Source organism: Shewanella sp. M-Br, assembly GCF_036245925.1.
Taxonomy (GTDB): Bacteria; Pseudomonadota; Gammaproteobacteria; order Enterobacterales; family Shewanellaceae; genus Shewanella; species Shewanella oncorhynchi.
Window position 1 is genome coordinate 32,592 of sequence record NZ_BJBV01000018.1, and the last position, 26,620, is coordinate 59,211.

The following is a 26,620-nucleotide window of genomic DNA, read 5'->3' on the forward strand; positions in this document are numbered from 1 at the left end:
ATGGGCAAGTTAGACTTGTGCCTGTTTGGTTGCGTTTGTCTTAGCGTTAGGGCGACTTAGTAGTGGGCAATCGTGGCATTGGCCAGTGTTGGCGAGTTGATACCTTAGGCAGCAAGTACGGCGAATGCATTGGATGTTTGTGCTGCCTTCTTTGGGTTCAACAATCAAATTGATGCTGTTATACAGTGGATTTTGGGTGCCATCAAAAAAGGTCGTTCTGCGAAACAGAGCTTGCTTAAGTTGCTGACTTTGTTGCTGAGATAATCCCAACTCTCCTAGATACCAGTGGATCAGATAGCCTAAGTGACTCCAATATAATTTAGCGGGCACGGGACTCAAAGTGAGTAGTCGCTCAACACTCGGTTGCAGTAAGTTTAAGATAAGGCCTTGTAGGGCGAGTTCTTTATCAACTGGCGGCTTATATGAGGTTAATGGCGATTGTACCTTAGTGTCTGTCTTGAAACTTGGCTTAGTGTTTATTTGGGAAAGTGGTTCGATGCCGTGGTGTTTTTTAAAGGTCAAAGCGGTATTTGGCTGTTGCTTTGTTATTTTAAATTCAAATTTTGCCACTCGGCCACTGGCGTGTACCTGCATAAACACGGACTGTGGCTGCCAGTGAATAGGCTCGAAATCGGCTTTTTTTGCGTTAAAAATCCACTCCATCACAGGCGGAACTAAAAGGCCAAAATACCATTGGCCCCAAAGTGAATGCAGCGCTTTGCGAGTGTCTTTTCTACTGGCCGTAGTGCTTTTACTGACTAAGGCGCTTTTAATGGCGAAAGCGGGCGCTCGGCTGGTTGCAGCTGTTTGACTAACCTCGGTTTCAACCTGAGTTTCTGCGCTAGGGTGTGCGATGGCAAAACGTGCAATGAGTTTTTGATAAGTATCGGCGCAGCTCCATTCATTAAAACTGAGCCCTGTAGGTGACTGGGTTGCGCTAAGGTGTTCGCCATAGAAGGGGGCCCGCTCATGTAACAGCTGATTGAGTGACAAAATAGTTTGATTCAACGCGTTGTGGCTTGGCGAGGTATCGCACAATGTTTGCAGTCTGGTGTCTCTCCGTTGGCTTGCCATAGTGACTCCTTAATGGCTGTGATTGATTGCTGCGGTTATTGATAAGCCCATGTAAATGATTACCTTGTGAGCCAAAGATTGGGGCTCACAAGGTTTTTTTCGAACGATCTCAATAAAAGTCTGACTTAGAAGCGATAGTCCAAGGTTAAGCTGGCACTTCGCGGCGTACCGTATTGGAATTGGCTGTATTGACCGACTTGGCTGTAGTAGCTTTTATCTAAGGCGTTGTGCAGGTTTGCGCTGAGCTTAAGTTGCTCGGTGAAGGCGTAACTCGCCATTAGACTCGCTAGCGCGTAAGAGCCTTGCTCGACTTCGACTTTGCCAAGTGGCGAATTAACTGTTTGGTAGACGCGGCTCTGCCAGTTAACCCCCGCACCTATTTGCAATTTATGCCAATCACCGCCAAAGGTATAAGTGGTGAAGAGTTTTAATTGCTGGCGTGGTGAAGTGGTACTGACACGTTTGCCTTCAGGATCTTCGCTAGTGAACTGGGTGTAACCTAAGTAAAGATTCCAGTCATCAGTGATTTTACCCGTCGATTCAAATTCGAATCCCTGTGTTTTTGTACCGTTTACGCTTTCATACACTTGCGTTGTTGTTCCTGGGATCACATCGCCAGTGCTGACTCCGACATTGTCTTGCCTGATCTCAAACACCGACAGCGACATATCTAAAGCCTCATCGAACAGGCTCGCCTTAATCCCGCCTTCGTAGTTTTTCCCTTTGACTGGATCTAGGTAGCTTTTATCGATTCTTTGCTTAGTTTGCGGTGCAAAAATATCCGTATAACTGGCATAGAGCGAATATTGCTCGGTCAGGGCGTAGGTGAGGCCGAAGTAAGTGGTGAGTTCGTTGCTGATGTTGAAATCGTAACGGCTGCCAAAATTATCTTGGTCGGTTTCCCACTCATTGAGGCGTAATCCGACGAGGACAGCTAACGCGTCGCTGAGATTAAGCTGAGTCGCCACATAGGCTGCACTCTGTTTGGTTTCGCCAAATGAACCCGTGGTATAGGTTTCCTTCCATTGAGGTTTTGGATATTGGAAGTTCGGATCGCGAAAATCCCCCAAAGGCGGTACTGCCGCAGTGGGATAATAGTAGGGATTGGCGAACTCTTGGCGTTGGCCATTCCAGCCAAACATCAATTGATGTTCCTGACCAAAGAGTTGGTATTGTCCTTCGGCGCGCAAATCCACATTGTGTTGGGTGCGACTGCCGTCGACATAGGCGATAGAGCCTGCAGTGGCGCCGATATTGGTTACAGGATCAGGATATCCCGTGGCCCATAGTACATCGAACTCCAATGAGTTATCGCCGTAGGTGTAAGTCCCTTTTAGGTTCCAACCGTTATCTAATCTGTGTTCGAGACTCGCAAAGGTGTTGAGTCCTTGGGTATGCGCCGAGCCCCAATCGGGCGCCGTTGAAGTGGCACGATCATAATTAGTGCGACTGCCATCGCTGTAAAATAGCGGTAAACCGCCCGACATAGTGCCGCTCGGCGTAGCATCTTGGTAATCGACACCAAGGGTGAATAAGGTGCTATCGCCAATATCGGTTTCGACTATGCCGTATAGCGTTGTGCGCTGCTGCTCGTACCTGTCTTGGAATGAATCTTTATCCTGATAGGCGGCCACCACGCGACCGCGCACAGAACCCGAGTCATTTAAGCCGCTGGAAACATCGACCATACCACGCACATTATTCCATGAGCCCACACTTAACGAGGTGTTGCCCATAAACTCTTGAGTTGGGCGTTTACGGATAAGGTTAATGGCCGCCGAGGGATTACCGGCTCCCGTCATGAGGCCAGTCGCGCCGCGTACCACTTCTACTCGCTCGTAGATGGCGGTGTCGATCAGATTATCCCCATAGTTGAAGCGGGTATCGTAGGTGGTGGGTACGCCATCGTACAAAATGCTGGTCACGGCAATGCCGCGGGCACTAATACTGTATCTGTCGTTATCCATTGGGCGGGCATTGATCCCCGCAACGCTGGTCATGGCATCAATCACGCTATTAAGCTGTTGATCATTCATCATTTGGCGGGTGATAGACGTGACCGACTGCGGCGTTTCTAGATAGGATAAATCGAGCCCAGTTGCCGTGTTCATTGCTTGGGTTTTATAACGGTTGTCGTGTAAATCCTTAGCGCCAATGACATTGATGACTTCAATTTCTTTCTGGTGCTTTTTAGTTTTACTATCCGCATCGACAGTGTCAGCTGTGGCATAGGGAACCGTGGCTAACATGGCTGAGCACAGCAATAGCTTCGGGTTAACGAGGACTTGCCGACAGACGAGTGCGATGTTGGAGAGAGGAAAAGTCTTCATAATGTTGATCTTTAATTCCGTTTAGGTTGGGGGTTAAACAAGCTGGGCCAACATTGGCCCATGCTAAAGTTTCGGGGTTATCCACTTTGTGGTGTGTTAACGTGTCCTTTGCTCAGCGCTGCTAAGCATAGGGCGCTTAAAGGCATGGCTTTGTCTAAAGGCCGCCAAGGGATTGTCGATGCCGCCGGCGAAACGCAGGTTTTTCTCCCTGTCGGCGAGGTCTATCATTTGTTGGTTGTTATTCAATTGGATACGATTAAGGCAGGTGCGTACAAAACTGTCCTTAAACAGATCGTATTGGGCAAACTTGTCGGCCAAATGTGGATGCTGGGCTTGGTAGTCACGTACATTGTCCGCCACTAACTCCCAGAATTGGCTTTCACTGACGCTGGTTTGCTCATCGAGCAGCGGTGCTAAGTAGCGGAAAATACAGTCAAAAATATCCAGTAAGATGTAGTTAAGCTTCATCTCTTCTTCAAGGCTCACCGCAAGGCGTTTTACATCATCAGGTAGCGGCTTCGCACCATTGAGTATCGCGACTTCTTCGCCTATGTCTTTCATCAAAATCTTGACTGGCACATATTCATCGAGCACTAAGATCAGGTTTTCCCCGTGCGGCATAAAGACCAGATCGTAGGCGAAAAAGGCATGTAACAGCGGCGATAAATACAGGTTTAAGTAGCGACTGACCCAATCCTTTGCTGGTAAGCCTGAGGCGGCTATCAAGGCTGCAATAAGGGCCTTATCTTCATGATCCGTATGCAGTAGCGCTGCCATGGTCATCAGATTTTGCTTAGGCGCAATGTGTGGCAGTGGGCTTTCGCGCCACAGGGCAGAAAGCATTTTTTTGTAGGCGCTATCTTGGGTGAGTGCCTGCTCGTAATAGGTGTGGTGATAACCTATTGCGGCAATTTCCTTCAGGATCACAAAGCCTTGTTGGGCAAAGTAAGGATCGTTTTCAACCAAGTTTGCAACCCACGCATTGATCTGCGGTGTGCAGCTCATGTAAAGGGGCGATAGACCACGCATAAAGCCCATATTTAGGATAGAAAGCGCGGTTTTGACGTAGCACTTTTGCGGTGATGCAAGATTGAAGAAAGTGCGTATCGATTGCTGCACTTGATATTGCTCATTGCCTTCACCAAGATAAACCAGATCGCCACGGGCTATGTCGCCGGCAAAGACGCGGGCGATTTTTTCACGCCACTGCCAAGGGTGCACAGGCATAAAGTAGAAGTCCTGTGGATCATGCTGCTGGGTTTTAAGATGCTGCTGAAATTCATCGAACTGCTGGCCAAGCTCCTCCTTGAGTAACGCGTCGTGACTCAAGTTTTCGAGGGCTGCAAACGTGGTCTTACTCTTGCGCACTCCAAGCCAGACTAATTGCATCGGCATCGCGCTTTCAGGGGCAAATTGACGGTAATCCTGCATATCAAAACCAATCCGGCCATTATTGGCAATAAACACCGGATGACCTTCTGTCATACCCGCTTCTATGCTCTGATAATCGGCTCGCGCCAGCGTGGCTGCGGGAATCGCCTGATGCGCTAACTTGTACGCCTTGCTGTAGAGGGTGCTAGTGATTTCCTCTAAATACGTGGGCAGTAAGGTTTCACTGATCCCTAAGTCATTTTTAAGGGAAATGATCAGCGACATTGCATCGAGGATTTGCTCTTGTCCTGCAAGTGAAACGCGGATGGTATCGGCATCAATCGCGAGATGATCGAGCTGATAGTGCCGCGCACTAAAATAATAAGTGCTGTCTTTGAGCCGCAGTTCATAGTGATTGAGCCCCGCTTTTTGCCCGTACAGGGTCGGCGTAATGAGCTTCTCGTGGGTGAATTCGCAGAGGATTTTCTTCACTAAATGACGATTAGCCGCTTGCCAATAGGCGGAGGTTAAATGTTCTGGCATAGAAGTTGATGTTGTCGATAGCGCCGAGCTTTGTTGAGCATGTACTGCTTGATCATGATGATCTTGCGTTGGCAATGGGTTAATTAATAAGGCTTTTGTGGGTAAGTTCATCTAATTCACCTAAAGAGTCGATAATGTCATGGGAGAGATTGCAGATGCCGCGAGCGAGCTTGGCTTTGCTAGGGCTGGGCTTGCTAAGTTTGGCAGAGCAGACGTTGACTGATCTGAGCTTGGCAGGGCTGAGGTTGTTTGGGCTAGGCTCGTCAAAGAGGGCGTGCTCGATGGTCGAAGGCGCTGGGCCGCAGTGCAAAATCCGAGGAAAGCAGCTTTAGTGTTTAACTGAATCGCTTTTTCATAGCGAATGCCTATCAGGCTATTTAAGCGATGAATTTTGCTATTGAGTTGATCGGGTTCAACCACGAGGCGATTAAAGGCCAGTTTTTCAAGCACGAGCTGCGCTATCGCATCCATCACCTTCAAGGATAAGCCGCTGACGGGTTTGCCATCGGGCGGCGCGATAATCAGATGCATACCACAATCACCCGGCGCAACACGATAGTGCTGACCGACTTCATCGTGGACGGGATCGTAGAGTTCCACCATAAATAGCGCTTTGGCCTGCCATTCACCGATCAAGGCAAACTTGTGCTCTGTCGTTGCTAACAGATTTTTTATGGCATCAAGGTTCAAGCCCTGCATACCCCAAAACTTGGCGTAATCTTGGTTAAACCAAGACTGTAGTGTTGGAATGTCTTGTGTAAGGTCTAACGCTCTGAACTGAAAACCATTAATGCTCGAAATAGCGGATAGTTGTGTTAAACAATGGTTGCTAAATTGGCTTGCCATTATTATGCCTCCTGGTTCGGCGCCATTAAGACCGGCATATTGGTTCCCGCGCCTGAACTCACGGTTGAACTTGCGCCAGAACTTGGAATCTTGGTTGGAGGGATAGTTTGTGGCGCATCAACTTGAGTTTTTCTGTGCGGCGCCTTAGGAAAATGTCTTGGATTAAGATCCAGCGTGTTAATTGCACTGGCGCCGCAGGGCTGATGACTGGCAAGTTTGGCCGGATCGAAGGTTTGAAACGCGATATGTTCCTCAATGTGGTAGGGCGCATAACCGAGCACGGCTTTTAAGATGGTGCCGTTGCGATAACAGCCCATCCCCAGATCTGGAGAGCTTATCCCATGGGTATGCAAACCGACATTCTGGACAAAAATATCCCCTCGAATATCTATGCTGTAATCACGCTGCACGCTAAGTTGTCCGGCGTCATCGAATTCGACTTGTTGCTTAATACCACTAATAAACTCGGGTAAACGATAGTGGTAACCTGTGCCTAAAATAACGGCGCCCGTTTCTTGCTCAAAGGTGTGATTTTTTTCATTGTGGTGGAAATGCAACTTGAGCATATTGGCTTGGGGCTCGATATGAGTCAGTGCCGCATTCGTCATCAGTCGGCATTGAAAATCGGCCAATAGGCGCTTTTGATATAACAAATCGTAAATGTCGTTTATCAGCTCAGAATTTATCCCTTTGTAGAGCTGTTTCTGGCTGGCGATCAGTGAGCATCTTTGATTAGGGGTCAACTCGTGGAAGTAATCGACATAATCTGGCGAGGTCATCTCTAAAGTAAGCTTGGTATATTCCAAGGGATAAAAACGCGCTGATCGTGTCATCCAATTGAGTTGATAACCATAGGTATCAATATCTTGCAGTAGATCGTAAAACACTTCCGCCGCACTCTGGCCACTACCAATTACTGTGATGGCACTCTGACTCTGCAGGTAGGTTTTTTGCTGCATATAGCTGGCGGTATGCATGACCCGCGCATCTTGAATGGGGCAATCCTTTGGCAGATATGGCTCTGTTCCTGTGCCTAACACTAGCTTTCGGCATTGATAGGTATGGGTTTTGCCACTGCGCCTATCAAAACCTGTAACTCGATAAATACTTTCACCTGCGTTGTAATCCACTTGAGTGACCTTAAAACCAAATTTAAGGTTGCTGAGTTGTTGGCTCACCCATTGGCAATACAAGTTGTATTCGTGGCGAGGTAAAAAGAAATTCTCACGAATATAAAAGGGATAAAGTCTGCCCGTTTGCTTGGCAAAATTAAGGTAACTGTAGCGGCTGGTGGGATCGGCCATAGTCACCAGATCCGACATAAAGGGTGTTTGCAATCTTGAGGATTTGAGTAGCATGCCTGGATGCCAGTCAAAACTGGTTTTAGCATCTAAAAATAAGCAGTTAAAGCCGTCAATAGGTTCTGATAAGGCGGCGAGGCCAAGATTGAATGGGCCAATGCCTATACCAAGTAGATCAAAGATTTCGCGATCCATTTCCCTTTGCTGTGTACTCACTTACGCCTCCTTGGCAACATGCTGCTGCGCGTTGCCGATCCAGTAATCAGTTACCTAAGGACGCAAACCAAAGTGAATGCGGTTATCAAAATAGACTGTTTGGCTATTTATCTTGCGTTGTTCAACTCGCTATTTTTAGCTCAGTCCTTAGGCCATTTCCTGCTGTCTCTGTCCCGACAACGGTAGGTAAATTAGCATGTGAAAATATTTAAATGCAAATCATTCTCATTTGTGTGAGGCTGTGGGTTAATACTTTTAACTGATGAATAAGGGGGGCAGATACGGTTAATGGTACAAATAAGTAAATGACAAAGGAGTGATAATTAGGCAGCGTTTTGAGGATGTATCATTTAGGGTTTTACGAGCTCTATTTTTATAAAATATATAAATACAGTGGGTTACATTAATGCTTGAGTTGGTTCGAGAGCAGAGGAAAATTGATTTAGGTGGGAGTCATGTCATCCTTATACAATAAACATAGGTGCCGCTAAACGGTCAGTGTAAATCCATTGTAAAGCGTGGACTGGGGGCTCAATGAGCGCTTTGATTTAATACGATTGGTATGGTGTAGGTCGTACTGTTTTAGTTTAAGTGAATATTGGCAGGGTAACAGATCGAGCAATTATCGATGTAATTTTTAGTTGCTGTACGCATAAGAGAAGGAGTTCAAGATAAAGCCGTCCTAAAACGGCTTTGAAATAAAATAGTTAAATCGGAAGATTAAGTCGTAAAACTAGCGTAAATCGACAAAATGAGCTGTGATTTTACGCACCAAAGGTAACACCATCAGCAGTGTCGGAAAGGCGACAACCCATGAGATCAGCCAAGCGCCGAGCCAGAGTTCGAGAAATTGCGGTGAAGCGCCAACGCCATTGAAAGTGCTGATCCCAGAAACGATACAACTCATGAGAATAGAGAGAAAAAATGGCATCACCACAGTGGCATACTTGGCCGGTAATTTGGGTGTTCCCAAAAAAGTACGAGGTTTGTTATCGGGTAAAGATTTAGAAATGGTCATCGGATCCTCTAATGGATATGTATCAGGCGAATGATTTGTTACAGGCTAGCACTATACCTTTTTTTATCGACTCAATTCATCCAATTTGTTACCCAAAGCTCGCCTGTAACATTGACCCAATGGCCTAGCGAGATAGGGGATTTCCCAAGTTCATTATCAAAGGGGAGCGGTAGGTTTGATTGCAACAGGTAAATTGTATCTTCGGGTGTTTGGCTGATTTCGATGATTTGTCCCGAAGCTTCAAAGTGACAGTTATGCAACGGGAATTTCAGATGCTGGTGTGGCGTTTGTTTAATCATATCTGCTTGAAGACTGGCACTTGCTAATCGGCCAAGCAATTCAACTGTGACCCATTGGTTAACCGGAAAGCGAATTTCGGCCTGCTGATCGCTACCTTGGTAGTAAAACCAAATTGGCGCACCATTATCGCATTTACCTGCAACTTCACCTTCAAAACCACAGCCCCAAGGCGTTAATTCGAGAATATAGATCCGATACTGCATAAAAAGTCCGTTTTTCTTCGATAGGGCATTCTATCGAGGAACTGTGACTAAATAAATACGCTGTCAGTGTAGTACTGCGTGAGTGTCAGTATTGCCTTGATAGATAGTGTTTGCGGGAGATAAAGGCTGAGTAAACATAGAGCTTGGTAAATATTAACAAAATAAGCGAGGCGACGAGTCTACCTCACTTATTTTATTTGTAATTGAATTCTTGATTTATATTGGATTATTTAAATCAAGACTCGCTTAGGTTGCAGCCTTCATTGCGCGAGTAAATTCCCCAAGCGTTGCAAGTAGCTTAACTTCATCGTGCTGGTGGGTTTCGATGATTTTTACTACGGCAGAGCCAGAAATCGCCCCCGCAGCGCCCGCTTTGATGGCGGCGCTTACCTGTGAAGGCTCGGCAATACCAAAACCGAGGAGCGGTGGTGGGGCGTTAAAGGCTTTTAATTTAGATAAAATTTCCTCTACCGGCACGCCAGCTTTCGTGTCTGTGCCTGTTACCCCAGCGCGGGATAAGAGATAGGTGTAACCTTCTCCGCTGGCGCTAACCAGTGCAAGGGTTTCACTGTCGGCATTGGGCGGCGCGATAAAAATTGGCGCAATACCATGGGCTTTTGCGGCTTCGCTAAAGGGCGCTGATTCTTCCACTGGCACATCGGCGATAAGTACTGAATCCACACCCGCTTGTTGCGCTTTGGCGTAAAACGCATCTATGCCATTAGCAAACACCAAGTTCGCATACAGCAGCAAACCGATTGGAAGTTCAGGATATTTTGCACGCACTTGCGCCAGTAATTCAAAACACGCCGTTGGAGTCGTGCCTGCGGCTAAAGAACGCAGGTTAGCGCCTTGGATCACTGGGCCATCGGCCAAGGGATCGGAAAATGGAAAGCCCAGTTCTAAGGCATCGGCGCCGTTTTGCACTAAGGTATCGATAATTTTTAGCGATAACTCAGGACTAGGATCGCCAAGGGTAACGAAGGGGACAAAAGCGCCACGGCCTTCGGCGTTGAGTCTGGCAAAGGTGGCTTGGTAACGGGCCGCTTGGTAAAGGCCTGGGTTAGTCAATGTATCACTCATGTTCGTTATACCTCTTTACCATTCAAAATGTCAGAAACGGTGAAAATATCTTTGTCGCCACGACCGGAAAGATTGACCACTAAAATGGTTTCTTTGGTGCACTCGCGCGCCATTTTGACGGCATAGGCGATAGCATGCGCCGATTCCAATGCGGGGATAATCCCTTCACAGCGCGCCAGTTGTTGGAAGGCTTCTAAGGCTTCATCGTCGGTAGCCGATTCATAACGGGCACGGCCAGTGGCATTAAGATGCGCATGCTGTGGGCCAACGGATGGGAAGTCTAATCCAGCTGAAATCGAGTAAGATTCTTCGATTTGGCCTTCGCTATCTTGCATCAAAGGCGCTTTCATACCGAAGAAAATCCCTGTCTTACCGTGTTTAAGCGGCGCGCCGTGCATTGGCGTGTCTATGCCTTTACCCGCAGGTTCGACGCCAATCAGTTCGACACTGGGCTCGTCGATAAAGTCAGCAAACATGCCGATGGCGTTGGAACCACCGCCAACACAGGCGATAACGGCATCGGGCAGGCGACCTTCACGTTCCAGCATTTGTTTCTTGGTTTCTTCGCCAATAATGCGTTGGAATTCACGCACTATGGTTGGGAACGGATGTGGCCCCGCAGCGGTGCCCAGAAGATAGTGGGCCTTTTCGTAGCTGCCAGACCAGTCGCGCATCGCCTCGTTACAGGCATCTTTTAGGGTGGCAGAACCTGAGGTGACAGGGATCACTTCCGCACCCATCAAACGCATTCTAAATACGTTAGGTGATTGGCGCGCAACGTCTTTGGCACCCATATAGACTTTACATTTTAAGCCTAACAGCGCGCAGGCAAGGGCGGTGGCAACGCCGTGTTGTCCTGCGCCGGTTTCAGCAATAATTTCTTTTTTACCCATGCGCTTAGCCAGCAGGGCTTGGCCTAACACTTGGTTGGTTTTATGGGCGCCGCCGTGGAGTAAATCTTCCCGTTTAAGGTAGATTTTCACCATAGGATTTGGGCTTAAATTGCGAGTTAAGGTCAGTGCTGTTGGGCGACCCGCGTAGTTTTTCAGTAAATCGGTAAATTCGGCTTTAAAGTCGTCATCTTCCTGCGCTTCCACAAAGGCAGTTTCTAATTGCTTAAGGGCTGGCACTAAAATCTGTGGCACATACATGCCGCCGTATTCGCCGAAATAAGGGTTAAGCTTTAACTTTGACATACCTTTTCCTTATCTTATCAATCAGTTTGTCAGTGGCTTGATGGTGCTAATAGCGTCTTGGGGTTAACCGCATCGTTATCTATTTGGCCACTGGCATTAATAGGTTCATATTGTTTGTTGAGCATCACGCTTGTCGAGCACCAACAGCATCTAGGGCTTCTTGCTTAGCGCGATAGGCTAGAGACGTAAATGGGCAAAAGCCGTTTGGATCAGTTGCGCCGATTTAATTCCTGCGGCGGTTTCTAGGCCAGAATTAAAATCTAAACCGTAAAATCCTTGGGCATTGGCACTGGCCGCATTGTCGGCGTTGAGTCCGCCCGCCAACATGGCATAGGCCTTTTGTGGGCAGAGGGATTTCACATCAATGCTTTGCCAATTAAAGGCTTGGCCCGAGCCGCCAAATTGGTCTGCCGTTTTACTATCAAAGAGATATCGCGATGCTCCCTGAGGTAAGTTACCAAGCTCACCCGTTTGCGCATCGACGCTGACGGCTTTCCAAATTTGAGTTGTGAGTCCCGCTTGCTCAAGTCGCTCTGCGAGTTGTGCGATTTCAAGTTCAGTTTCAGTGCCATGAAGCTGTACGGCAGATAGCTGCAAACAGGCTGCGATATCCGTAATGGTGCTTGGCGCGGCATTAACAAACACGCCGACGAATTCAATGGCGGGAGCCGCGGATGCGCGATATTCCCTGAGCAATTGTTCAGCGGCGTTAAGGGTTAACGCGCGCGGGGATTTTTCGGCAAAAATCAGCCCGGCATAGACGGCGCCTGCTGTTGCTGCGGCGCGAATATCTTCCATGCGGGTGAGGCCGCAGACTTTATTGTGACCGAAGATCAATTTACGGCAGGCTAAGTCGATATCAGCCTCGGCCATAATTGAGCTGCCGACGAGGAAACCATCAACCAGTGGACTCAGGCGGCGTACTTGCTGATTGTTGTAGATGCCTGATTCGCTGATCACCACGCGGTCGCTGCCAATATGTGGCGCCAGCGTTTCTGTGGTGGCGAGATCGGTACTCAAATCCCTTAAGTTACGGTTATTGATCCCGATAATCGGCGCATCTAATGCGATGGCGCGTTTAAGTTCTTCTTCGTTACTGATTTCGGTCAGCACATCGAGTTGATACTTAGCGGCTTCTTTCACTAGACGTTGATATTGTTCATCATCGAGCACGGACAGCATTAAAAGAATCGCATCGGCGCCTTGGTGGGCGGCGAGTTTGATTTGGTATTCGTCCACAAAAAAATCTTTGCACAGAATCGGTTGGTTCACCCTAGCGCGCACCTTAGGGATATAGTCCATATCCCCTTGGAAAAATTGCTCGTCGGTTAATACCGAAATGCCCGCCGCATATTTTCCGTAAATATCGGCAATGGCTTCTACATCAAACACATCGCGGATAAGCCCTTTGGACGGGCTGGCTTTTTTACATTCTAAAATGTAACCCGCCTTGGGCGCCTTGAGTGCGGCAAATAAACTGCGGTCAGAGATTTTTGGCGACAGACTGGCCTCGGGGAAACGCAGCTTCAGGGCGGCAATATGGGCCGCTTTGGTATCGACTATACGGGTTAACACATTACTTTTTGGCATAGGGTTTGTTGCTGCCTGTGGCTGAGTTCTCATATCTTGGCTATCTGTTATCAGTTCTTGAGTCATTGCCACTTATTCCTTTGTTTCACTGCTGACTTTAGCTAATTGGCTTAACAATTCAAAGGCTTTACCGCTTTGTATGGTACTGAGCGCAAGTAAGGTTCCTGTTTTCACTGAATCAGCAATCCCACACACATATAAAGCACAACCCGCATTGATGGCGACCGCATTGGCATGTGCATCTGTGCCACGGCCTTTTAAAATTGACTCGGTGATCAAGGCATTCAGCGCTGGTTCGCCGCCTTCTAAGTCACTGATTTGTGCTAAAGGCACACCTAAATCGGCGGGCGTGAGTTGATACTCTATGATGTCGCCGTCTTTTAATTCGGCCACTTGGGTGTTGCCGTGCAGCGCGACTTCATCTAAACCGCTGCCGTGCACTACCATAGCGCGTTTTGTGCCAAGCGCCTTTAATACTTTCGCTATCGGTAAGACTAACTCAGGGCTATAAACGCCAAGTAACATAAATTCGGGGCGGGCAGGATTGATAAGTGGCCCTAACACATTGAATAAAGTGCGCGTTTTCAGTGCTTGCCTGACCGGCCCCGCATGTTTTACTCCGCCGTGGTAGTGGGGCGCAAATAAAAAGCACAGGTTCAATGCGTCGAGGCAACGACTGGCGGTGTCTGGTGACATGGTTAAGTCAATGCCAAACTGCGCCAAAAGATCCGATGAACCCGATTTACTCGACACGCTACGATTGCCGTGTTTGGCGACCTTGGCGCCCGCCGCCGCGGCAACAAAGGCCGCAGTGGTGGAAATATTAATGGTATTAAAGCCATCGCCACCCGTGCCAACTATGTCAACGATTCCATTGCTAAGGTTATCGCCATTCGAGTAGGGAAACGTCTTGGCGGCGGCGCGCATGGCATCGGCGGCGCCGCTGATCTCATCTATGGTTTCGCCGCGCATCTTGAGCGCGACTAACATGCCTGCCATAGTGGCTTCACTCATTTCACCGCGAATTAACGCGCCAAAAAGTTCGGCGGTGTGCTCGCGACTTAAACTCTTACCTTGGTATAAAACATCGAGTAAAGGCTGAATATGGTTTGTACTCATGCATTTACTCCTGCTGTCATGTCTTGGGTCAGAAATGCCAAGGTTTGAATGAGCAGTGTGCTGCCCAGCGTCGTCAGAATCGATTCTGGGTGGAACTGAAACCCAACGGCTCTATGCTGCGGGTGCAAAATTGCCATCGGCATAGTGTCAGTGGTTGCTATCACTTGTAAGCAATCAGGCACGTGAGTGGCGACCAGACTGTGATAGCGGGCAACGGGCAGGGGAGAAGGCAAACCGGCAAATACGCCAGTACCGTCATGGAAAGTGGGGCTTGCCTTGCCGTGCACCACAAAAGGTGCGCGCGCTACTGTGCCGCCGTAATATTCCACCATAGCTTGATGTCCAAGGCAGATCCCCAGCATAGGCACCTTGCCCGCGACTTTGGCGATAAGCGCCATCATAGAGCCTGCTTCATGGGGCGCACCAGGACCGGGTGATAACACCAGCGCTGCGGGTTCTTGTTCGTTAAGCAGTTTTTCAGCAATAAAGTCGGCGGCAACATCGTTGCGGTAAATCACCACTTCACAGCCTAGGCTGCGAAATTGATCCACTAGGTTATAGGTAAAGGAGTCAAAGTTATCGAGTAGATAGAGTTTCATGTTTGGCTCCTATTTATATTCTACTGAAGTGGATTGCGCTGACGCGTCATTCGCTGATGATTCATTGACTGGCAGCCCAGCGCCCATTTTGATTGCCGAAATCACGGCTTGAGCTTTTTGACGGGTTTCATCAGCCTCACTTTGGGGATCCGAATCAAATACCACGCCCGCGCCCGCTTGAATAAAGGCGGTGCCATTTTTAACAAAGGCGGAGCGGATAACGATGCAAGTGTCCATGTCACCAAGGGCATTAAGGTAACCCACGGCGCCACCATAGCTGCCTCGGCGGGCTTTTTCTGCTTGGCGTACCAGTTGTGATGCACGTACTTTTGGTGCGCCCACTAATGTGCCCATATTCATACAAGCCTGATAAGCATGCAGCGCATCTAAATCTTGGCGCAGTTGACCCGTTACGCGGCTGACGAGGTGCATCACGTGGGAATAACGGTCAACTTTTAATAATTCGGCGACTTTGCGGCTGCCGCTTTGGCTGATGCGTGCGATATCATTGCGCGCTAAATCGACCAGCATTAAGTGTTCCGACAGTTCTTTTTTATCTAAACGCAGTTCAAGTTCAATACGGCTGTCTAAGTCAAAATCAATCTCGCCCGTGGCGGTTTTACCGCGTTTGCGGGTGCCGGCAATCGGGTAGACTTCCACCTGATTACTGCTGGCATCAAATTTGAGCGCACTTTCTGGTGAGGCACCAAAAAGCGTGAAATCATGGCCCCTGAAATAAAACATGTAAGGGCTAGGGTTAGTCAGGCGCAGGGCACGATAAGCCCCTAAAGTATTCGGGCAAGGTAAACTAAAGCTACGGGATGGCACCACTTGGAAAATATCGCCCGCAATAATGTGTTCTTTCAAATCGATAATGGTTTGTTTGAACACCTCATCGGAAATATTGACTTGCTCAGTTGCGTCGATGGCGACCAGTGTCGGTATATCGGCAGGTGAATTACCCAGAGTTTTACATTGTGTGCTTAACTGCTGAACTCGTTCGCTTAGCGCTGCGGTGATGGCGGCATACTGGGCTGAATCACGACTGAAATTATGGGTAATGATGTCGGCTTGTTTCAGTTTATGATCGATAAGGATTAAGGTTTCGGCGAGGTAAAATAAGTAATCAGGACAATCGTTATCGCGGTTCGGTACGGCGGGCAGTGGTTCGACAGTATCAATTAAGTCGTAGGCCAGCACGCCACCTAAAAACAGATCCTCAAAGGCGGGCTTGGTCTGGCTGTCAGTATGGGCGCCACAATCAATCTGCTGGATAAACATCCGCAGGCCATCGAGTGGCGAGGTCGATTTTAAGCGTGCATCTTCATCCTGCAATTGAGTGTCTTTTTGCAATGTCACCACTAAGGTGGATTGCGCGCTTTGGCAGTGGGCGGTCGGGCTAAAAAAGCGTTCGATAGGGGCAAGTAAGCTCGCGCCATTGTCGGTCAGTGCAGTGAAGGTCAGCTGATAACCGTCACAGCGGATCATCATGGCGGCATGGGTCATCACCATGCTTTTTAAGTGATCTTTACTGTCGATTTCGGCCGATTCGAGCAACATAGTATGGGGCGCATCTTGGGTGATGTGCTGATATAAGCGTAGTGGATCGCTGTGGTAGGTTAATGCCGCCTTGAGTGTGCTTGAGCGTGCGAATGTCTGTTTGGGCATGTTCATATTCCAGCTACCTTATAAAATGTCTTTAACATCATGAGTTATCTCGCTTTCTTAATTTTTTACCCGAGTCTGCCGACATTTTTCGCACCTAACAAAAAAGCCCGCATTTCTGCGGGCTTCTTGTTGATTCTGGTCACTTTCAAATGAGCACAGAGCTTCACACCACCCGCTACGTTGGGAAGTGCCACCACCAAATGATGTTTAATGAAGCGTTAATGTGTGTCATTCAAAAGGGTCTCGCTAATTCAGTCAATTGGTGTATAGAAAACCTTAGCTGGAGCTGAATGTCAATTGAATATTTTTCACTTCCTGCGATTTATTCGCTGCAATGATGCATAAAATTGATGTTACTCAGCCACAAAATACGAGATAACAGCGCATTTGTTAACAAGTTCGCGTACAATAGCGCCATGAATACTCAAAGCATATTGGCTGATCTACACAGCCACACGACCGCGTCCGATGGCCAGTTAACGCCGTCTGAATTGGTGGCAAGAGCCCTTGAAAAGGGTGTGCAGTTATTTGCCATTACCGATCACGACACAGTGGCTGGTTTACCTGAAGCCCGTGCCTTTAATCAGGCACAAGCTACTCCATTGAAATTGATTTCTGGCGTGGAAATCTCTACTCGCTGGAACAGTTACGATATCCACATAGTGGCGCTTAACTTCGATGCTGATAATCCAGCGCTATTAGCATTTTTAGAAAACCAGCGCGAATTACGTGAATTACGGGCTCAAGAAATTGGCCATAGATTAGCTAAAGCCGGCATTGAAGGTGCCTACGAAGGTGCTAAGGCGTTGGCGGGTGATGCGGCATTGAGCCGTGGACATTACGCTCGCTGGATGGCTGAAAATGGTCATGCTGTGGATATGCCGAGCGTCTTTAAACGCTACCTTGCCCGCGGTAAAACCGGTTATGTGCCTAATAATTGGGGTGATATGGCCAGTGCCATTGATATCATCCATAACGCAGGTGGATTAGCCGTGTTGGCGCATCCCAGTGGTTATAAGTTATCGGCTAAGTGGCTTAAGCGCTTAGTGCGTGAATTTAAAGAAGCGGGTGGAGATGCCATGGAAGTGGTGCTTGGCCAGCAAACATTAGACGACAGGGCCAATCTTGTGGCGCTGAGTGTCCAAAACCAGTTGCTCGCATCGATAGGGAGTGATTTTCACTTTCCGAGCAATTGGATAGAATTAGGTAAAAATCTGTATCAGCCCCAAGGTATTGATTGGGTCTGGCAATCGGAATCTTGGATGGAACGACCATGAGTCAGTTTTTTTATGTACATGAAGTAAATCCGCAAACGCGGCTTATAAGTCAGGCGGTTGCCGTATTGAAAAGCGGCGGTGTAATTGTTTATCCCACCGATTCGGGCTATGCCTTAGGCTGCTTGATTGGTGAGAAAGACGCGATGACGCGGATGGCGAGAATTCGTCAAATTGAGAACGATCATAACTTTTCCTTGATGTGCCGTGATTTATCCGAGCTTGCGACTTACGCTAAAGTGGATAATCAGGCGTATCGCATCCTAAAAAGTTGCACGCCTGGGCCTTATACGTTCATTTTCAAAGCGACTAAAGAAGTACCGCGTCGCTTACAAAATGACAAGAAAAAGACCATAGGTATTCGTGTGCCCGACAATGTGATCGCACTGGCTTTACTTGAAGCCTTAGATGCGCCGCTGATGTCGACCAGTTTAGTGATGCCGAATGCGGAATTTGCCGAGTCTGATCCTGAACAAATTCGTGATTTGCTCGAGCATCAAGTGGATGTGATTATCCACGGTGGTTATTTAGGCGAAAAACCAACGACTGTGATTGATATGTCTGAAGATGGCGCCGAGATTTTACGTGAAGGCGCGGGTGATATCACGCCGTTCCTCTAAATCTGCCGCATTAGATTTATCGCTAATGGATGCGGGTAAGTGATTCGGATAGTGGTAGTCAACATTTGGCAGTTTTATCGTCGTAGATTTACAGGTATAATCGCGCGTTTGGCGTTAGCCTAGGTTGGATAGCGCAGTGTTAACGGAGCAAGATAGCGGATGCAGGGCACGCAACAAAGTTTACCCTTAGCCGTTATTCGTGGTCAGGCAATGACCGAAATGCCGCTGGATTTGTTTATTCCGCCGGAGGCATTAGAAGTATTCCTCGAGTCCTTTGAAGGGCCATTGGATTTGCTTTTATATTTGATCCGTAAGCAAAAATTAGACGTTGTCGATTTACCCATTCAGCAAATCACCGCGCAGTATTTAGAATATATTACGTTGCTGACTCAGGCTAGAATCGAGCTTGCTGCCGATTACTTAGTGATGGCGGCAACGCTTGCCGAGATTAAATCCCGTTTGCTGCTGCCGCGTATGGTGGCTGAAGATGAGGTTGAGGAAGATCCTCGGGCACAGCTTATTCGGCAGCTTAAAGCCTATGAAGTGATTAAAGAAGCGTCGCAAAAACTCGATGATTTACCGCGGCTCGAGCGGGATGTATTTCAAGCCAAAGCAGTGGCAGCACCCGACATTAAGCCGTTAATGATCCCGCCAGAAGTTTCGTTGTTTGAAATTGCCCGTGCCTTTGGTGATGTACTCAAACGAATCGATGCCTATGAAGATCATCATGTTAAGCGTGAACAGTTATCGACCCGTGAGCGCATGAGCCAGATTTTAGCCATGCTGAACTCGGAAGATTTTACGGCATTTGAACGTTTATTTACCCTAGAAGAAGGCCGTGCCGGCGTGGTAGTCACCTTCTTAGCTTTGATGGAATTAGTCAAAGAATTATTGGTCGAATTGTACCAAACAGAGCCGTTTTCAACTATTTACGTTAAGGCCTATTAATTGATGCAGATAAATCCTACTCAATTAAAACAGCTTATTGAAGCGAGTTTGTTTGTATTGGGGAAACCCTTGTCGGCGAAAATGTTGAAAGACACTGTATTGGTGGATTTCACGGTTTCCAGAGACAAAATAAAAGCTGCATTGGATGAGCTGCAGCAGGATTATCAAGACAGAGGTGTACAACTTGTGAAAGTCGCTGGGGGTTATCGCTTCCAGACCTTAGAAGTCTTGAGTCCATTTTTGCAGCCTCTGTGGCAAGAAAAGGCGCCTAAATATTCGCGTGCGACATTAGAAACCTTGGCGGTGATTGCTTATCGTCAACCTGTGACTCGCGGCGATATTGAACAGGTGCGCGGTGTGGCTATAAGTAGCCATATCATAAAAAGTTTGTCAGATAGACATTGGATTAAAGTAGTTGGCCATAAAGAAGTACCGGGGCGACCCGCGTTATATGCCACTACCTTAGAATTTTTAGCATATTTTGGCTTAGACACCTTAGCGGATTTACCGCCGCTGTCGGATACTGAGTCATTGCAGGCGGTTTTTTCAGGTTTGAAATCATCGCCAGAACAGTCAGAAGAGCATAATACTAATGAGTGAAAAGTTGCAGAAAGTCTTGGCCCGTGCAGGCCATGGCTCCCGTCGTGAGATGGAGGCATGGATTGCTGCAGGCCGAGTTAGTATTGATGGTGAAATTGCTAGCCTTGGGGATCGTATTGAAGCGGATGCTAAAGTGCGTATCGATGGCAGAGCCATTTCGTTAAAGTCTGCCGAAGACGTGATTTGCCGTGTGCTTGCATATCATAAACCTGAAGGCGAAATTTGCAGTCGTAAAGATCCTGAAGGCCGTCCAACGGTATTCGATCGCTTACCAAAAGTGCGTGATTCACGCTGGGTGGCGGTTGGTCGTTTAGACATTAACACCTCAGGCTTATTGTTGTTTACGTCAGATGGTGAGTTGGCGAACCGTTTAATGCATCCATCGAACGAAGTCGACCGCGAATACGCAGTGCGTACCTTTGGTGAAATCCCTGAGGCGACAGTGCAACGTTTACGTACTGGCGTCATGTTAGAAGACGGCCCTGCGCAGTTTGATAGCATCAAACCAGCGGGCGGCGAAGGCATGAACCAGTGGTGGCATGTTTGTTTACGCGAAGGTCGCAACCGTGAAGTGCGCCGTTTGTGGGAATCCCAAGAAGTACAGGTGAGCCGTTTGATCCGTATTCGTTATGGTATGGTCGAACTGCCAAAATCACTGCCTCGCGGTGGCTGGGTTGAATTGCCCGTAGAGCAAGTTAACTACTTGCGTAAGCTGGCGGGTCTTGAGCCCGAAACACGTACTATGCTTGCTGCCGATAAACACAGCGTAGCCCGTGCTCAGGTGAAGAGTGCTAAAATTCGCCGCGCCGTACGTAAGCATAAAGTAACAGGTTCGGGAAAACCTAAGCCATCGCGTCAGCGTAGCTAAGTTGTTTTATCCCAATGAAAAAGGCCGCTAAGCGGCCTTTTTGCTTTTGTATAAAAAATGAATTTACTGTGCGTTAAACTGCTGTCCGTTGACGGCACTAGAATCTTGACCCATCAAATAGAGATAGGTCGGCATGATCTCCTCAGCGGTTTTGAGATCCAGTGGATTCTCTGCAGGGTAGGCTTTAGCGCGCATCTCAGTGCGGGTAGCTCCTGGATTTATGCTGTTAACTCGAACTGAGGTGCCATCGGATTCATGGGCGAGAACTTGCATCATGCCTTCGGTGGCAAATTTAGAGAAAGCATAAGGTCCCCAATAGGCGCGGCCTTGACGACCCACACTGCTCGACGTAAAGATAATAGATGCACTGGGTGCTTGGCGCATCACAGGTAGTAATGCTTTAGTTAGCATGACTTGGGCCGTGACGTTCACTTTGAGCACGTCTTCGAGTGATGGAATATCTATGTGTTCAAACGGACCTAAGGCACCGAGTAAGCTAGCGTTATGTAATAAGCCGTCTAAATGATCGAATTGCTCGGCTATGGTATCGGCCATATCGCGATAATTTTGTTCCGTTGCGCCCTTAAGATCCAATGGCACTATGGCAGGTTTGGGATAACCTGCTTGTTCTATTACGTCGTAAACAGCTTCCAATTTTTTCACTGTTTTACCAAGTAAAATCACAGTGGCGCCGTGTTTTGCAAACTCAATGGCGGCGGTACGGCCTATGCCAGCACCAGCGCCTGTGACTAAAATCGTCTTGCCCTTGAGTAAATCTTTTGCTGCTTGATATTCCAACATGAGTCTCTTTTTCCTCTTGGCGAGAATGCCCGCCACTTCTAGAGTCGCCGAAGTGATAAACGCATGTTTCAAACAAATGAATGAAACTTTGTTATCAATAGCTAAAATCTTTGTGACAAACTTGTGGCTAACTCAATATTTTTACGTTAACTTGAAATGAGTTAGGGGCTAACATAAGCCCTATTGGTCACAGATCTAAAAGCTATTGTGACTAATTTCTTGGGGAAAACAAAACTATTACAACAAGATTTGGGGAAAAAAGATGAAAAGACTCATTTTGGGTGTTGCGATTGCATCTGCACTGGGCCTCACAGGATGTGGTGAGGACAGTTTTAATGAACTCAAGGATAAGACAGAAGTGCTCATCCCTGAATCGCACATGGTGTTCGACCCTGCTAATTCAAAAGTTCCATTACCGAATGATTTGCTGTTCAGTGGCACCAAAGATGGCACATTATCAATTCCGGGTGAAAGCTCGGGCAATTATGTTGATCCACAAATAGCGCTTGGGGCGTTAGATGGGTGGTCGACAACATCACCGATTTCTATTGATATCGATTTGGCGAAAAAACATGACGGTACACCGCTGACCTTAATGGCGGCATCGGTTGCACAACCGGGTGCTGTCAGAATGTTTGAAGCCACGGTAGGCGGCGCATTATCATCTGATCCCGAATGTAAGGCTAAACCGTCAGTTTCAGCCTGTAAAGTGGGTGCTGAGTTGCAGTTTGGCGTTGACTTTATATCAACCGCTTCGGGCAAAAAAGTGGTGATAATTCCGCTTAAGCCACTCAAAGCTGGGCAATCTTATATTTATGCGACAACGAATCTTATTCAAGATTCTGAAGGTCGTGGTATCGCTCCTTCAACGACCTATGGTTTGTTGAAGCTGGATATCAATACGTTACCTTTAGAAACACCAGATCAATTGATGCTGCAAACCTTAGTGAATAGTTATGAGAAAGGGATTGCTGCGGCCCATAAGGTCGATCCTTTAACCATCAGTTACTCTGGCTTATTTACCACTCAGTCTGTTGCTAACGTCTATGAAACCACCAAATTGCTGATGGCGAAGGGGGCTCCCTATGCACCAAGCTTTGCCCAGATGCCAACACCAACTGGATTGACTGTGGCTCAAGTGGCGGGCTTAACACCGGCTGCTGGAGCTGCCTATGTTGCCGCAAACTTGGCTGATGTGTATACGGCAAAAATTAAACTGCCTATTTACGGTGATTGTTCTTCAGTTGGTTGTTTATCCGCTGAAGGTAAACCATTAATTAATGGTCATTGGAAAGCCCAAGGTGATAGCCCTGTATCTGTGCTACTTGCACTGCAAGCGGGCACACTCAGCCAGAATAATTTTGGTATGCAAGCGGTGGCTAATGGTATTGCTAACCCTGCTGATGCTTTAGCTAATCCCTCGTTAATGGCGGGTAAAACATGGGTTTTAGATGATGGTACGGCAGTTGATAAAACCAAACATCTGACTAAGTTCAATCCTATTCCAGCAATCAAAGGTTATGAAACAGTATCTGTACTGATTTCTATGCCCAATGCAACGAAATTGGCCGCTTTTTATCAACAGCAAGGTCGTGAGTTTATTCCTCCTACATCTGGTTGGCCAACAACAATTGCCCTTCACGGTTTAGGTGGCGGTAAAGAAATGTCATTGGCCTATGCCGGCACGTATGCGGCAATGGGGGTTGCAACTGTTGCTATTGATATGCCACTTCACGGTGCGCGTTCATTCGATGCTAACGGTGATGGGATTTATGAAGTCTCTGCGACAGATCCTGCCTTCGGTGCAGTTGTCGGTAAACCGGATGCCTTTAAAAATGGTAACCCGTTGGTGTTTGTGAATATTTCTAGCACTTTGTCGGTGCGAGATAACTTCCGTCAAGCGACGATGGACCATTTAGGGGTGCGTCTTGCTCTTACGGGCTTAGCACAGGGCTTAGCACAAGCAGGTCAGCCGCAAGTATTTGATGTGACTAAAATCAGTGCTCAAGGTCTGAGTTTAGGCGCCATTGTGGGCACCGATTTTGCGACCTATGCCAGCACAGGTATGAAGAATCCAGCAACCGGCGATGCCTTACCAAATGCTTATGTTATCAATGCTGTATCCTTAGTTGCGCCAGCAGGTGGATTAGCAGGATCATTCGCAGGTTCTGCAACCTTTGGCCCAGTGCTGTTTAGTAATATTACGGCATCTGCAACTTTCCAAGCACAGGTTGATGCGGCTAATACAGCAGGTTATGAGCCTGGTAGCCCTGAATATGCGGCACTGGTGCAGGGGGTATATGCCCAATTTATTCCGACGTTTGCCTTTGCGGTTCAAACAGCGGTAGATTCTGCAGATCCTGTTAACCATGCTGCTATGTTAAAAGCGACTGGCTTACCTGTGCACTTAATTGAAGTGGCGGGTGATGGTAACGGTAACTTAGCAGACCAAGTGCTGCCTAATCGCGTCGATAACTTCCCATTATCGGGCACTGAGCCGCTGATTGCTGCCATCGGGCTACCTTGTGCCGATAGCACGAGCAAAGGTCATGGCGTTGTACGCTTCGCTAAAGGTCACCACAGTTCGATTGTTGATCCTAAAGAAAAGGAATCAACGGATGGTATGGCCGCGGCTGCCACGGTTGAAATGCAGACTCAAGTGGCAACCTATGCAGCTACTGCAGGTAAGGGCGATGCGACGATTTTAGTGACAAACAGTGAGGTCATTGCGACTTGTCCTAACTAATCTTGCCTTAATCGGAAAACCCAGCCTTTGCTGGGTTTTTTTATGGGCCTTTAGGCTGTTAGAATAGCGCACAATTGACTGAATGATGTAACGCTCTAACGGAGAACACTTTGGAATTTTTATACGAGTATGGAATATTTTTGGCGAAAGCCGTCACAATAGTGGTCGCAATCGTTGCCGTTATTATTGTGGTGTTGGCTTCCACTGTAAAACACAAGTCAGATAAGGGCGAGCTGAGGATCACTAACTTGTCTGAAGAGTTAGAAGAACTTAAGCATGGCTTAAAAGAAGAACTTCTGTCAAAGAAACAATTCAAAGCCTATGAAAAGCAATTAAAAGCTGACGAAAAGGCAAAAGACAAGGCCGCAGATGAAGCCTGCACGGGCAAAGTGTTCGTGATTGATTTTAAGGGCAGTATCGATGCCGCTGAGGTTGCATCACTGCGTGAAGAAATCAGTGCAATTATTGCTATCGCAGAAAAAGGCGATGAAGTGGTTGTCAATGTAGAGAGTGGCGGTGGTATGGTGCATGGTTATGGTTTAGCCTCCAGCCAGTTAGATCGCTTACGCCAAGCTGATATTCCATTGACTGTCTGTGTTGATAAAGTCGCCGCCAGTGGTGGCTATATGATGGCCTGTGTAGCGAATAAAATTTATGCTGCACCTTTTGCCATTGTCGGTTCTATTGGTGTTGTTGCTCAACTGCCTAACTTTAATCGCCTGCTGAAAAAGCATGAAATTGATTATGAGCAACATACGGCTGGTAATTTTAAGCGCACCTTGACAGTATTTGGTGAAAACTCCGATGAGGGAAGACAGAAGTTTCAAGAAGAACTCGAAGAAACCCACGTCTTATTTAAAGCGTTTGTTGGTAAGTATCGCCCTGAGTTGGATTTAGTGAAAGTCGCCACTGGCGAGCATTGGTACGGTCAGCAAGCTATTGAATTAGGTTTAGTTGATGCGATTTCGACCAGCGATGATGTGATAATGTCACTCGCCACAGAGCGTACTGTGTACAAGATACGTTATCAGGTGAGAAAGAAACTTGCCGATAAAATTGCCCACGGTGCTTCTTTGTCTGTGAACGCTATTTTCAATCGCCTCATAGAAAAAAATCGTCCTATGTAATTCTGTCTATTGGTGAATAAAAGTAAAAACGCCTGCATTTGCAGGCGTTTTCATTTGCTGAGCTTTCGCGGCTAATACCGAAGTGGGTTAGATTTGATAGCTGATATGTTGATGGAAGCGTACGATGAGATCTTCACGCTCCGGATCGACACCTATGTCCGCTGCGAAGGCCTTCAGAGCTGTTTCAACATTGTTCATAAAGCGACCGAAACCCGAATCGTCACAATCCTTGGTACCTGCCACTATGGTAAAGTGCGCGGCTTCGACTAAGTTATCGGCATCCCAGCGACGGATAACTTGTTGCTCAGTCGCATTAGGATCGAACCCTATCATTTGTACTTCGGCTTTGCTGTCGAGCTTTTCAAACTTACTGTTACGCACAAGCGGTGTTAAGCCGTTCGCTATCATAGCAAGGCGTGTCAGTTGTCTATTCGCTGCCGCTTTGAGGAAGCAGTCTTCAAGATGCTGATATAAAGGCGTAAAGTCAGTGGCTGAGTCAGGTAATAAACCCTGTTTGAGTTTGCGGCTCAGCGGTAAGCTCACCGTCACATAGGTGAGAGAGCTAACGTTTTCTGGTAACTCACATTTTCTGGCTTTATATCTTGGGCCGATGGCGCGCAGTTTATAACCATAGGTTTCTTTATAGCCCTTAGCTTTTGCGAACAGATCATAGGATAAATGCTGATGGTCGCGGACCTTAACCTTAAGATCGCTTATTGGCATTAAGGGCATTAATTCAGTGAGTAACTCACGCACCTTGATATGGAAACTGGCGGAATTACTGCGAATATCGTCACCTGTGGCGAGAAATACAATGCGCAGTTTACGGGCGCGATAGTTTTCTTGCGAGAATAAGTTTTGGGCTTCGTGGTAGGCTGGGTTATAAAAAAATAGAATTTGTTCAGTGGTTTGGAAGCAATATGCTTCGGTATGGTAACGCACTACTGGCAGTTTATCGTTAGTGATCACGTGAACATTACGGAGATCGTGTTGTTCTGCCAAATTAAATATCAAACGGCTTAACGTTTGATAACAGCTTTGATAATCGGGATATTGATTGAGTAGCTCATCCGTCACCTTGATTTCGGCTGTGATGTATTGATTGGTACGGGCTTCCTTGGGTATGTACACTTTTTGCTGATGGCTAAGGGACATATTGACTCCTTGTTTGAGTTAACC

General features: G+C 47.4%; 22 protein-coding genes and 1 other annotated feature. Of the genes, 7 read left to right on the forward strand and 15 right to left on the reverse strand.

All coding sequences use genetic code 11. The features are described 5' to 3' along the window. Positions 1-9 precede the first annotated feature (9 nt). The 13 genes from fhuF to AAA952_RS15475 form a co-directional block, all read right to left on the reverse strand. Positions 10-1,074 (reverse strand): siderophore-iron reductase FhuF, encoded by a 1,065-nt coding sequence (gene fhuF, locus AAA952_RS15415; protein ID WP_338258297.1) that lies wholly within the window; start codon positions 1,072-1,074, stop codon positions 10-12. Positions 1,075-1,199: 125 nt separating this feature from the next. After that, positions 1,200-3,404 carry a TonB-dependent siderophore receptor gene (locus AAA952_RS15420; protein WP_338258299.1) on the reverse strand — a complete coding sequence of 735 codons (2,205 nt, stop codon included), beginning with the start codon at positions 3,402-3,404 and terminating at the stop codon, positions 1,200-1,202. Positions 3,405-3,500: 96 nt separating this feature from the next. After that, positions 3,501-5,429, reverse strand: coding sequence for an IucA/IucC family protein (locus AAA952_RS15425; RefSeq protein ID WP_338258300.1), 1,929 nt, complete (start codon positions 5,427-5,429; stop codon positions 3,501-3,503). A gap of 9 nt (positions 5,430-5,438) precedes the next feature. Then, complete coding sequence (locus tag AAA952_RS15430; protein WP_338258302.1) at positions 5,439-6,164, reverse strand: GNAT family N-acetyltransferase; 726 nt, start codon at positions 6,162-6,164, stop codon at positions 5,439-5,441. 2 nt (positions 6,165-6,166) lie between these two features. Beyond that, the gene (locus tag AAA952_RS15435; RefSeq protein ID WP_338258304.1) at positions 6,167-7,681 is read right to left on the reverse strand and encodes a lysine N(6)-hydroxylase/L-ornithine N(5)-oxygenase family protein; all 1,515 of its coding nucleotides are present in this window, start codon (positions 7,679-7,681) and stop codon (positions 6,167-6,169) included. A 733-nt stretch (positions 7,682-8,414) separates the two neighbouring features. Next, positions 8,415-8,699 (reverse strand): DUF2798 domain-containing protein, encoded by a 285-nt coding sequence (locus AAA952_RS15440; RefSeq protein ID WP_028761002.1) that lies wholly within the window; start codon positions 8,697-8,699, stop codon positions 8,415-8,417. A 71-nt stretch (positions 8,700-8,770) separates the two neighbouring features. Continuing rightward, positions 8,771-9,202 carry a glycerate kinase gene (locus AAA952_RS15445; protein WP_263196647.1) on the reverse strand — a complete coding sequence of 144 codons (432 nt, stop codon included), beginning with the start codon at positions 9,200-9,202 and terminating at the stop codon, positions 8,771-8,773. A 246-nt stretch (positions 9,203-9,448) separates the two neighbouring features. Continuing rightward, positions 9,449-10,285: a tryptophan synthase subunit alpha gene (trpA, locus tag AAA952_RS15450; RefSeq protein ID WP_338258307.1), complete on the reverse strand. Its 837-nt coding sequence runs from the start codon at positions 10,283-10,285 to the stop codon at positions 9,449-9,451. Positions 10,286-10,290: 5 nt separating this feature from the next. After that, positions 10,291-11,481 (reverse strand): tryptophan synthase subunit beta, encoded by a 1,191-nt coding sequence (trpB, locus tag AAA952_RS15455; RefSeq protein WP_012089560.1) that lies wholly within the window; start codon positions 11,479-11,481, stop codon positions 10,291-10,293. A gap of 177 nt (positions 11,482-11,658) precedes the next feature. Beyond that, a complete protein-coding gene (gene trpCF / locus AAA952_RS15460; protein WP_338258311.1) occupies positions 11,659-13,137 on the reverse strand; it encodes a bifunctional indole-3-glycerol-phosphate synthase TrpC/phosphoribosylanthranilate isomerase TrpF in 1,479 nt (492 codons plus the stop codon). Positions 13,138-13,143: 6 nt separating this feature from the next. Then, a complete protein-coding gene (trpD, locus tag AAA952_RS15465; protein ID WP_263183500.1) occupies positions 13,144-14,190 on the reverse strand; it encodes an anthranilate phosphoribosyltransferase in 1,047 nt (348 codons plus the stop codon). Continuing rightward, positions 14,187-14,789, reverse strand: coding sequence for an aminodeoxychorismate/anthranilate synthase component II (locus AAA952_RS15470; protein ID WP_263183502.1), 603 nt, complete (start codon positions 14,787-14,789; stop codon positions 14,187-14,189). The genes trpD and AAA952_RS15470 overlap by 4 nt, the downstream gene beginning before the upstream one ends. Positions 14,790-14,798: 9 nt before the next feature. Then, the gene (locus AAA952_RS15475) at positions 14,799-16,457 is read right to left on the reverse strand and encodes an anthranilate synthase component 1 (RefSeq protein ID WP_263183503.1); all 1,659 of its coding nucleotides are present in this window, start codon (positions 16,455-16,457) and stop codon (positions 14,799-14,801) included. A gap of 97 nt (positions 16,458-16,554) precedes the next feature. Further along, positions 16,555-16,662: a sequence feature (Trp leader region), on the reverse strand. 211 nt (positions 16,663-16,873) lie between these two features. On the opposite strand from AAA952_RS15475, the gene rnm reads away from it, so the two are divergent. The 5 genes from rnm (at position 16,874) to rluB (ending at position 20,767) form a co-directional block, all read left to right on the forward strand. After that, positions 16,874-17,734, forward strand: coding sequence for an RNase RNM (gene rnm, locus AAA952_RS15480; protein ID WP_105253095.1), 861 nt, complete (start codon positions 16,874-16,876; stop codon positions 17,732-17,734). Beyond that, positions 17,731-18,351: an L-threonylcarbamoyladenylate synthase gene (locus tag AAA952_RS15485; protein WP_028760994.1), complete on the forward strand. Its 621-nt coding sequence runs from the start codon at positions 17,731-17,733 to the stop codon at positions 18,349-18,351. The genes rnm and AAA952_RS15485 overlap by 4 nt, the downstream gene beginning before the upstream one ends. Before the next feature lie 159 nt (positions 18,352-18,510). Further along, positions 18,511-19,299 (forward strand): segregation and condensation protein A, encoded by a 789-nt coding sequence (locus AAA952_RS15490; RefSeq protein WP_105252121.1) that lies wholly within the window; start codon positions 18,511-18,513, stop codon positions 19,297-19,299. A 3-nt stretch (positions 19,300-19,302) separates the two neighbouring features. Continuing rightward, a complete protein-coding gene (scpB, locus tag AAA952_RS15495; RefSeq protein WP_113940746.1) occupies positions 19,303-19,899 on the forward strand; it encodes an SMC-Scp complex subunit ScpB in 597 nt (198 codons plus the stop codon). Beyond that, positions 19,892-20,767: a 23S rRNA pseudouridine(2605) synthase RluB gene (rluB, locus tag AAA952_RS15500; RefSeq protein ID WP_028760991.1), complete on the forward strand. Its 876-nt coding sequence runs from the start codon at positions 19,892-19,894 to the stop codon at positions 20,765-20,767. The genes scpB and rluB overlap by 8 nt, the downstream gene beginning before the upstream one ends. A gap of 63 nt (positions 20,768-20,830) precedes the next feature. Here rluB and AAA952_RS15505 read toward each other — a convergent pair whose 3' ends face one another. Then, positions 20,831-21,568 (reverse strand): YciK family oxidoreductase, encoded by a 738-nt coding sequence (locus AAA952_RS15505; RefSeq protein ID WP_263206210.1) that lies wholly within the window; start codon positions 21,566-21,568, stop codon positions 20,831-20,833. A 262-nt stretch (positions 21,569-21,830) separates the two neighbouring features. Here AAA952_RS15505 and AAA952_RS15510 point away from each other — a divergent pair, with 262 nt between their 5' ends. Continuing rightward, positions 21,831-24,314 (forward strand): VolA/Pla-1 family phospholipase, encoded by a 2,484-nt coding sequence (locus AAA952_RS15510; protein WP_338258319.1) that lies wholly within the window; start codon positions 21,831-21,833, stop codon positions 24,312-24,314. Between the two features lie 110 nt (positions 24,315-24,424). Then, positions 24,425-25,441, forward strand: coding sequence for a protease SohB (gene sohB, locus AAA952_RS15515; RefSeq protein ID WP_338258321.1), 1,017 nt, complete (start codon positions 24,425-24,427; stop codon positions 25,439-25,441). 87 nt (positions 25,442-25,528) lie between these two features. Here sohB and AAA952_RS15520 read toward each other — a convergent pair whose 3' ends face one another. Further along, positions 25,529-26,596: a DUF3083 family protein gene (locus tag AAA952_RS15520; RefSeq protein ID WP_028760986.1), complete on the reverse strand. Its 1,068-nt coding sequence runs from the start codon at positions 26,594-26,596 to the stop codon at positions 25,529-25,531. Between the last annotated feature and the right edge of the window lie 24 nt (positions 26,597-26,620).

Coding starts and splice junctions, on each gene's coding strand:
- AAA952_RS15505 (WP_263206210.1), bottom strand. CDS start 21,568: ATGTTGGAATATCAAGCAGCAAAAGATTTACTCAAGGGCAAGACGATT.
- scpB (WP_113940746.1), top strand. CDS start 19,303: ATGCAGATAAATCCTACTCAATTAAAACAGCTTATTGAAGCGAGTTTG.
- rnm (WP_105253095.1), top strand. CDS start 16,874: ATGAATACTCAAAGCATATTGGCTGATCTACACAGCCACACGACCGCG.
- AAA952_RS15510 (WP_338258319.1), top strand. CDS start 21,831: ATGAAAAGACTCATTTTGGGTGTTGCGATTGCATCTGCACTGGGCCTC.
- AAA952_RS15420 (WP_338258299.1), bottom strand. CDS start 3,404: ATGAAGACTTTTCCTCTCTCCAACATCGCACTCGTCTGTCGGCAAGTC.
- AAA952_RS15475 (WP_263183503.1), bottom strand. CDS start 16,457: ATGCCCAAACAGACATTCGCACGCTCAAGCACACTCAAGGCGGCATTA.
- AAA952_RS15490 (WP_105252121.1), top strand. CDS start 18,511: ATGCAGGGCACGCAACAAAGTTTACCCTTAGCCGTTATTCGTGGTCAG.
- AAA952_RS15425 (WP_338258300.1), bottom strand. CDS start 5,429: ATGAACTTACCCACAAAAGCCTTATTAATTAACCCATTGCCAACGCAA.
- trpCF (WP_338258311.1), bottom strand. CDS start 13,137: ATGACTCAAGAACTGATAACAGATAGCCAAGATATGAGAACTCAGCCA.
- AAA952_RS15430 (WP_338258302.1), bottom strand. CDS start 6,164: ATGGCAAGCCAATTTAGCAACCATTGTTTAACACAACTATCCGCTATT.
- fhuF (WP_338258297.1), bottom strand. CDS start 1,074: ATGGCAAGCCAACGGAGAGACACCAGACTGCAAACATTGTGCGATACC.
- trpD (WP_263183500.1), bottom strand. CDS start 14,190: ATGAGTACAAACCATATTCAGCCTTTACTCGATGTTTTATACCAAGGT.
- trpA (WP_338258307.1), bottom strand. CDS start 10,285: ATGAGTGATACATTGACTAACCCAGGCCTTTACCAAGCGGCCCGTTAC.
- trpB (WP_012089560.1), bottom strand. CDS start 11,481: ATGTCAAAGTTAAAGCTTAACCCTTATTTCGGCGAATACGGCGGCATG.
- AAA952_RS15485 (WP_028760994.1), top strand. CDS start 17,731: ATGAGTCAGTTTTTTTATGTACATGAAGTAAATCCGCAAACGCGGCTT.
- rluB (WP_028760991.1), top strand. CDS start 19,892: ATGAGTGAAAAGTTGCAGAAAGTCTTGGCCCGTGCAGGCCATGGCTCC.
- AAA952_RS15440 (WP_028761002.1), bottom strand. CDS start 8,699: ATGACCATTTCTAAATCTTTACCCGATAACAAACCTCGTACTTTTTTG.
- AAA952_RS15445 (WP_263196647.1), bottom strand. CDS start 9,202: ATGCAGTATCGGATCTATATTCTCGAATTAACGCCTTGGGGCTGTGGT.
- AAA952_RS15470 (WP_263183502.1), bottom strand. CDS start 14,789: ATGAAACTCTATCTACTCGATAACTTTGACTCCTTTACCTATAACCTA.
- AAA952_RS15520 (WP_028760986.1), bottom strand. CDS start 26,596: ATGTCCCTTAGCCATCAGCAAAAAGTGTACATACCCAAGGAAGCCCGT.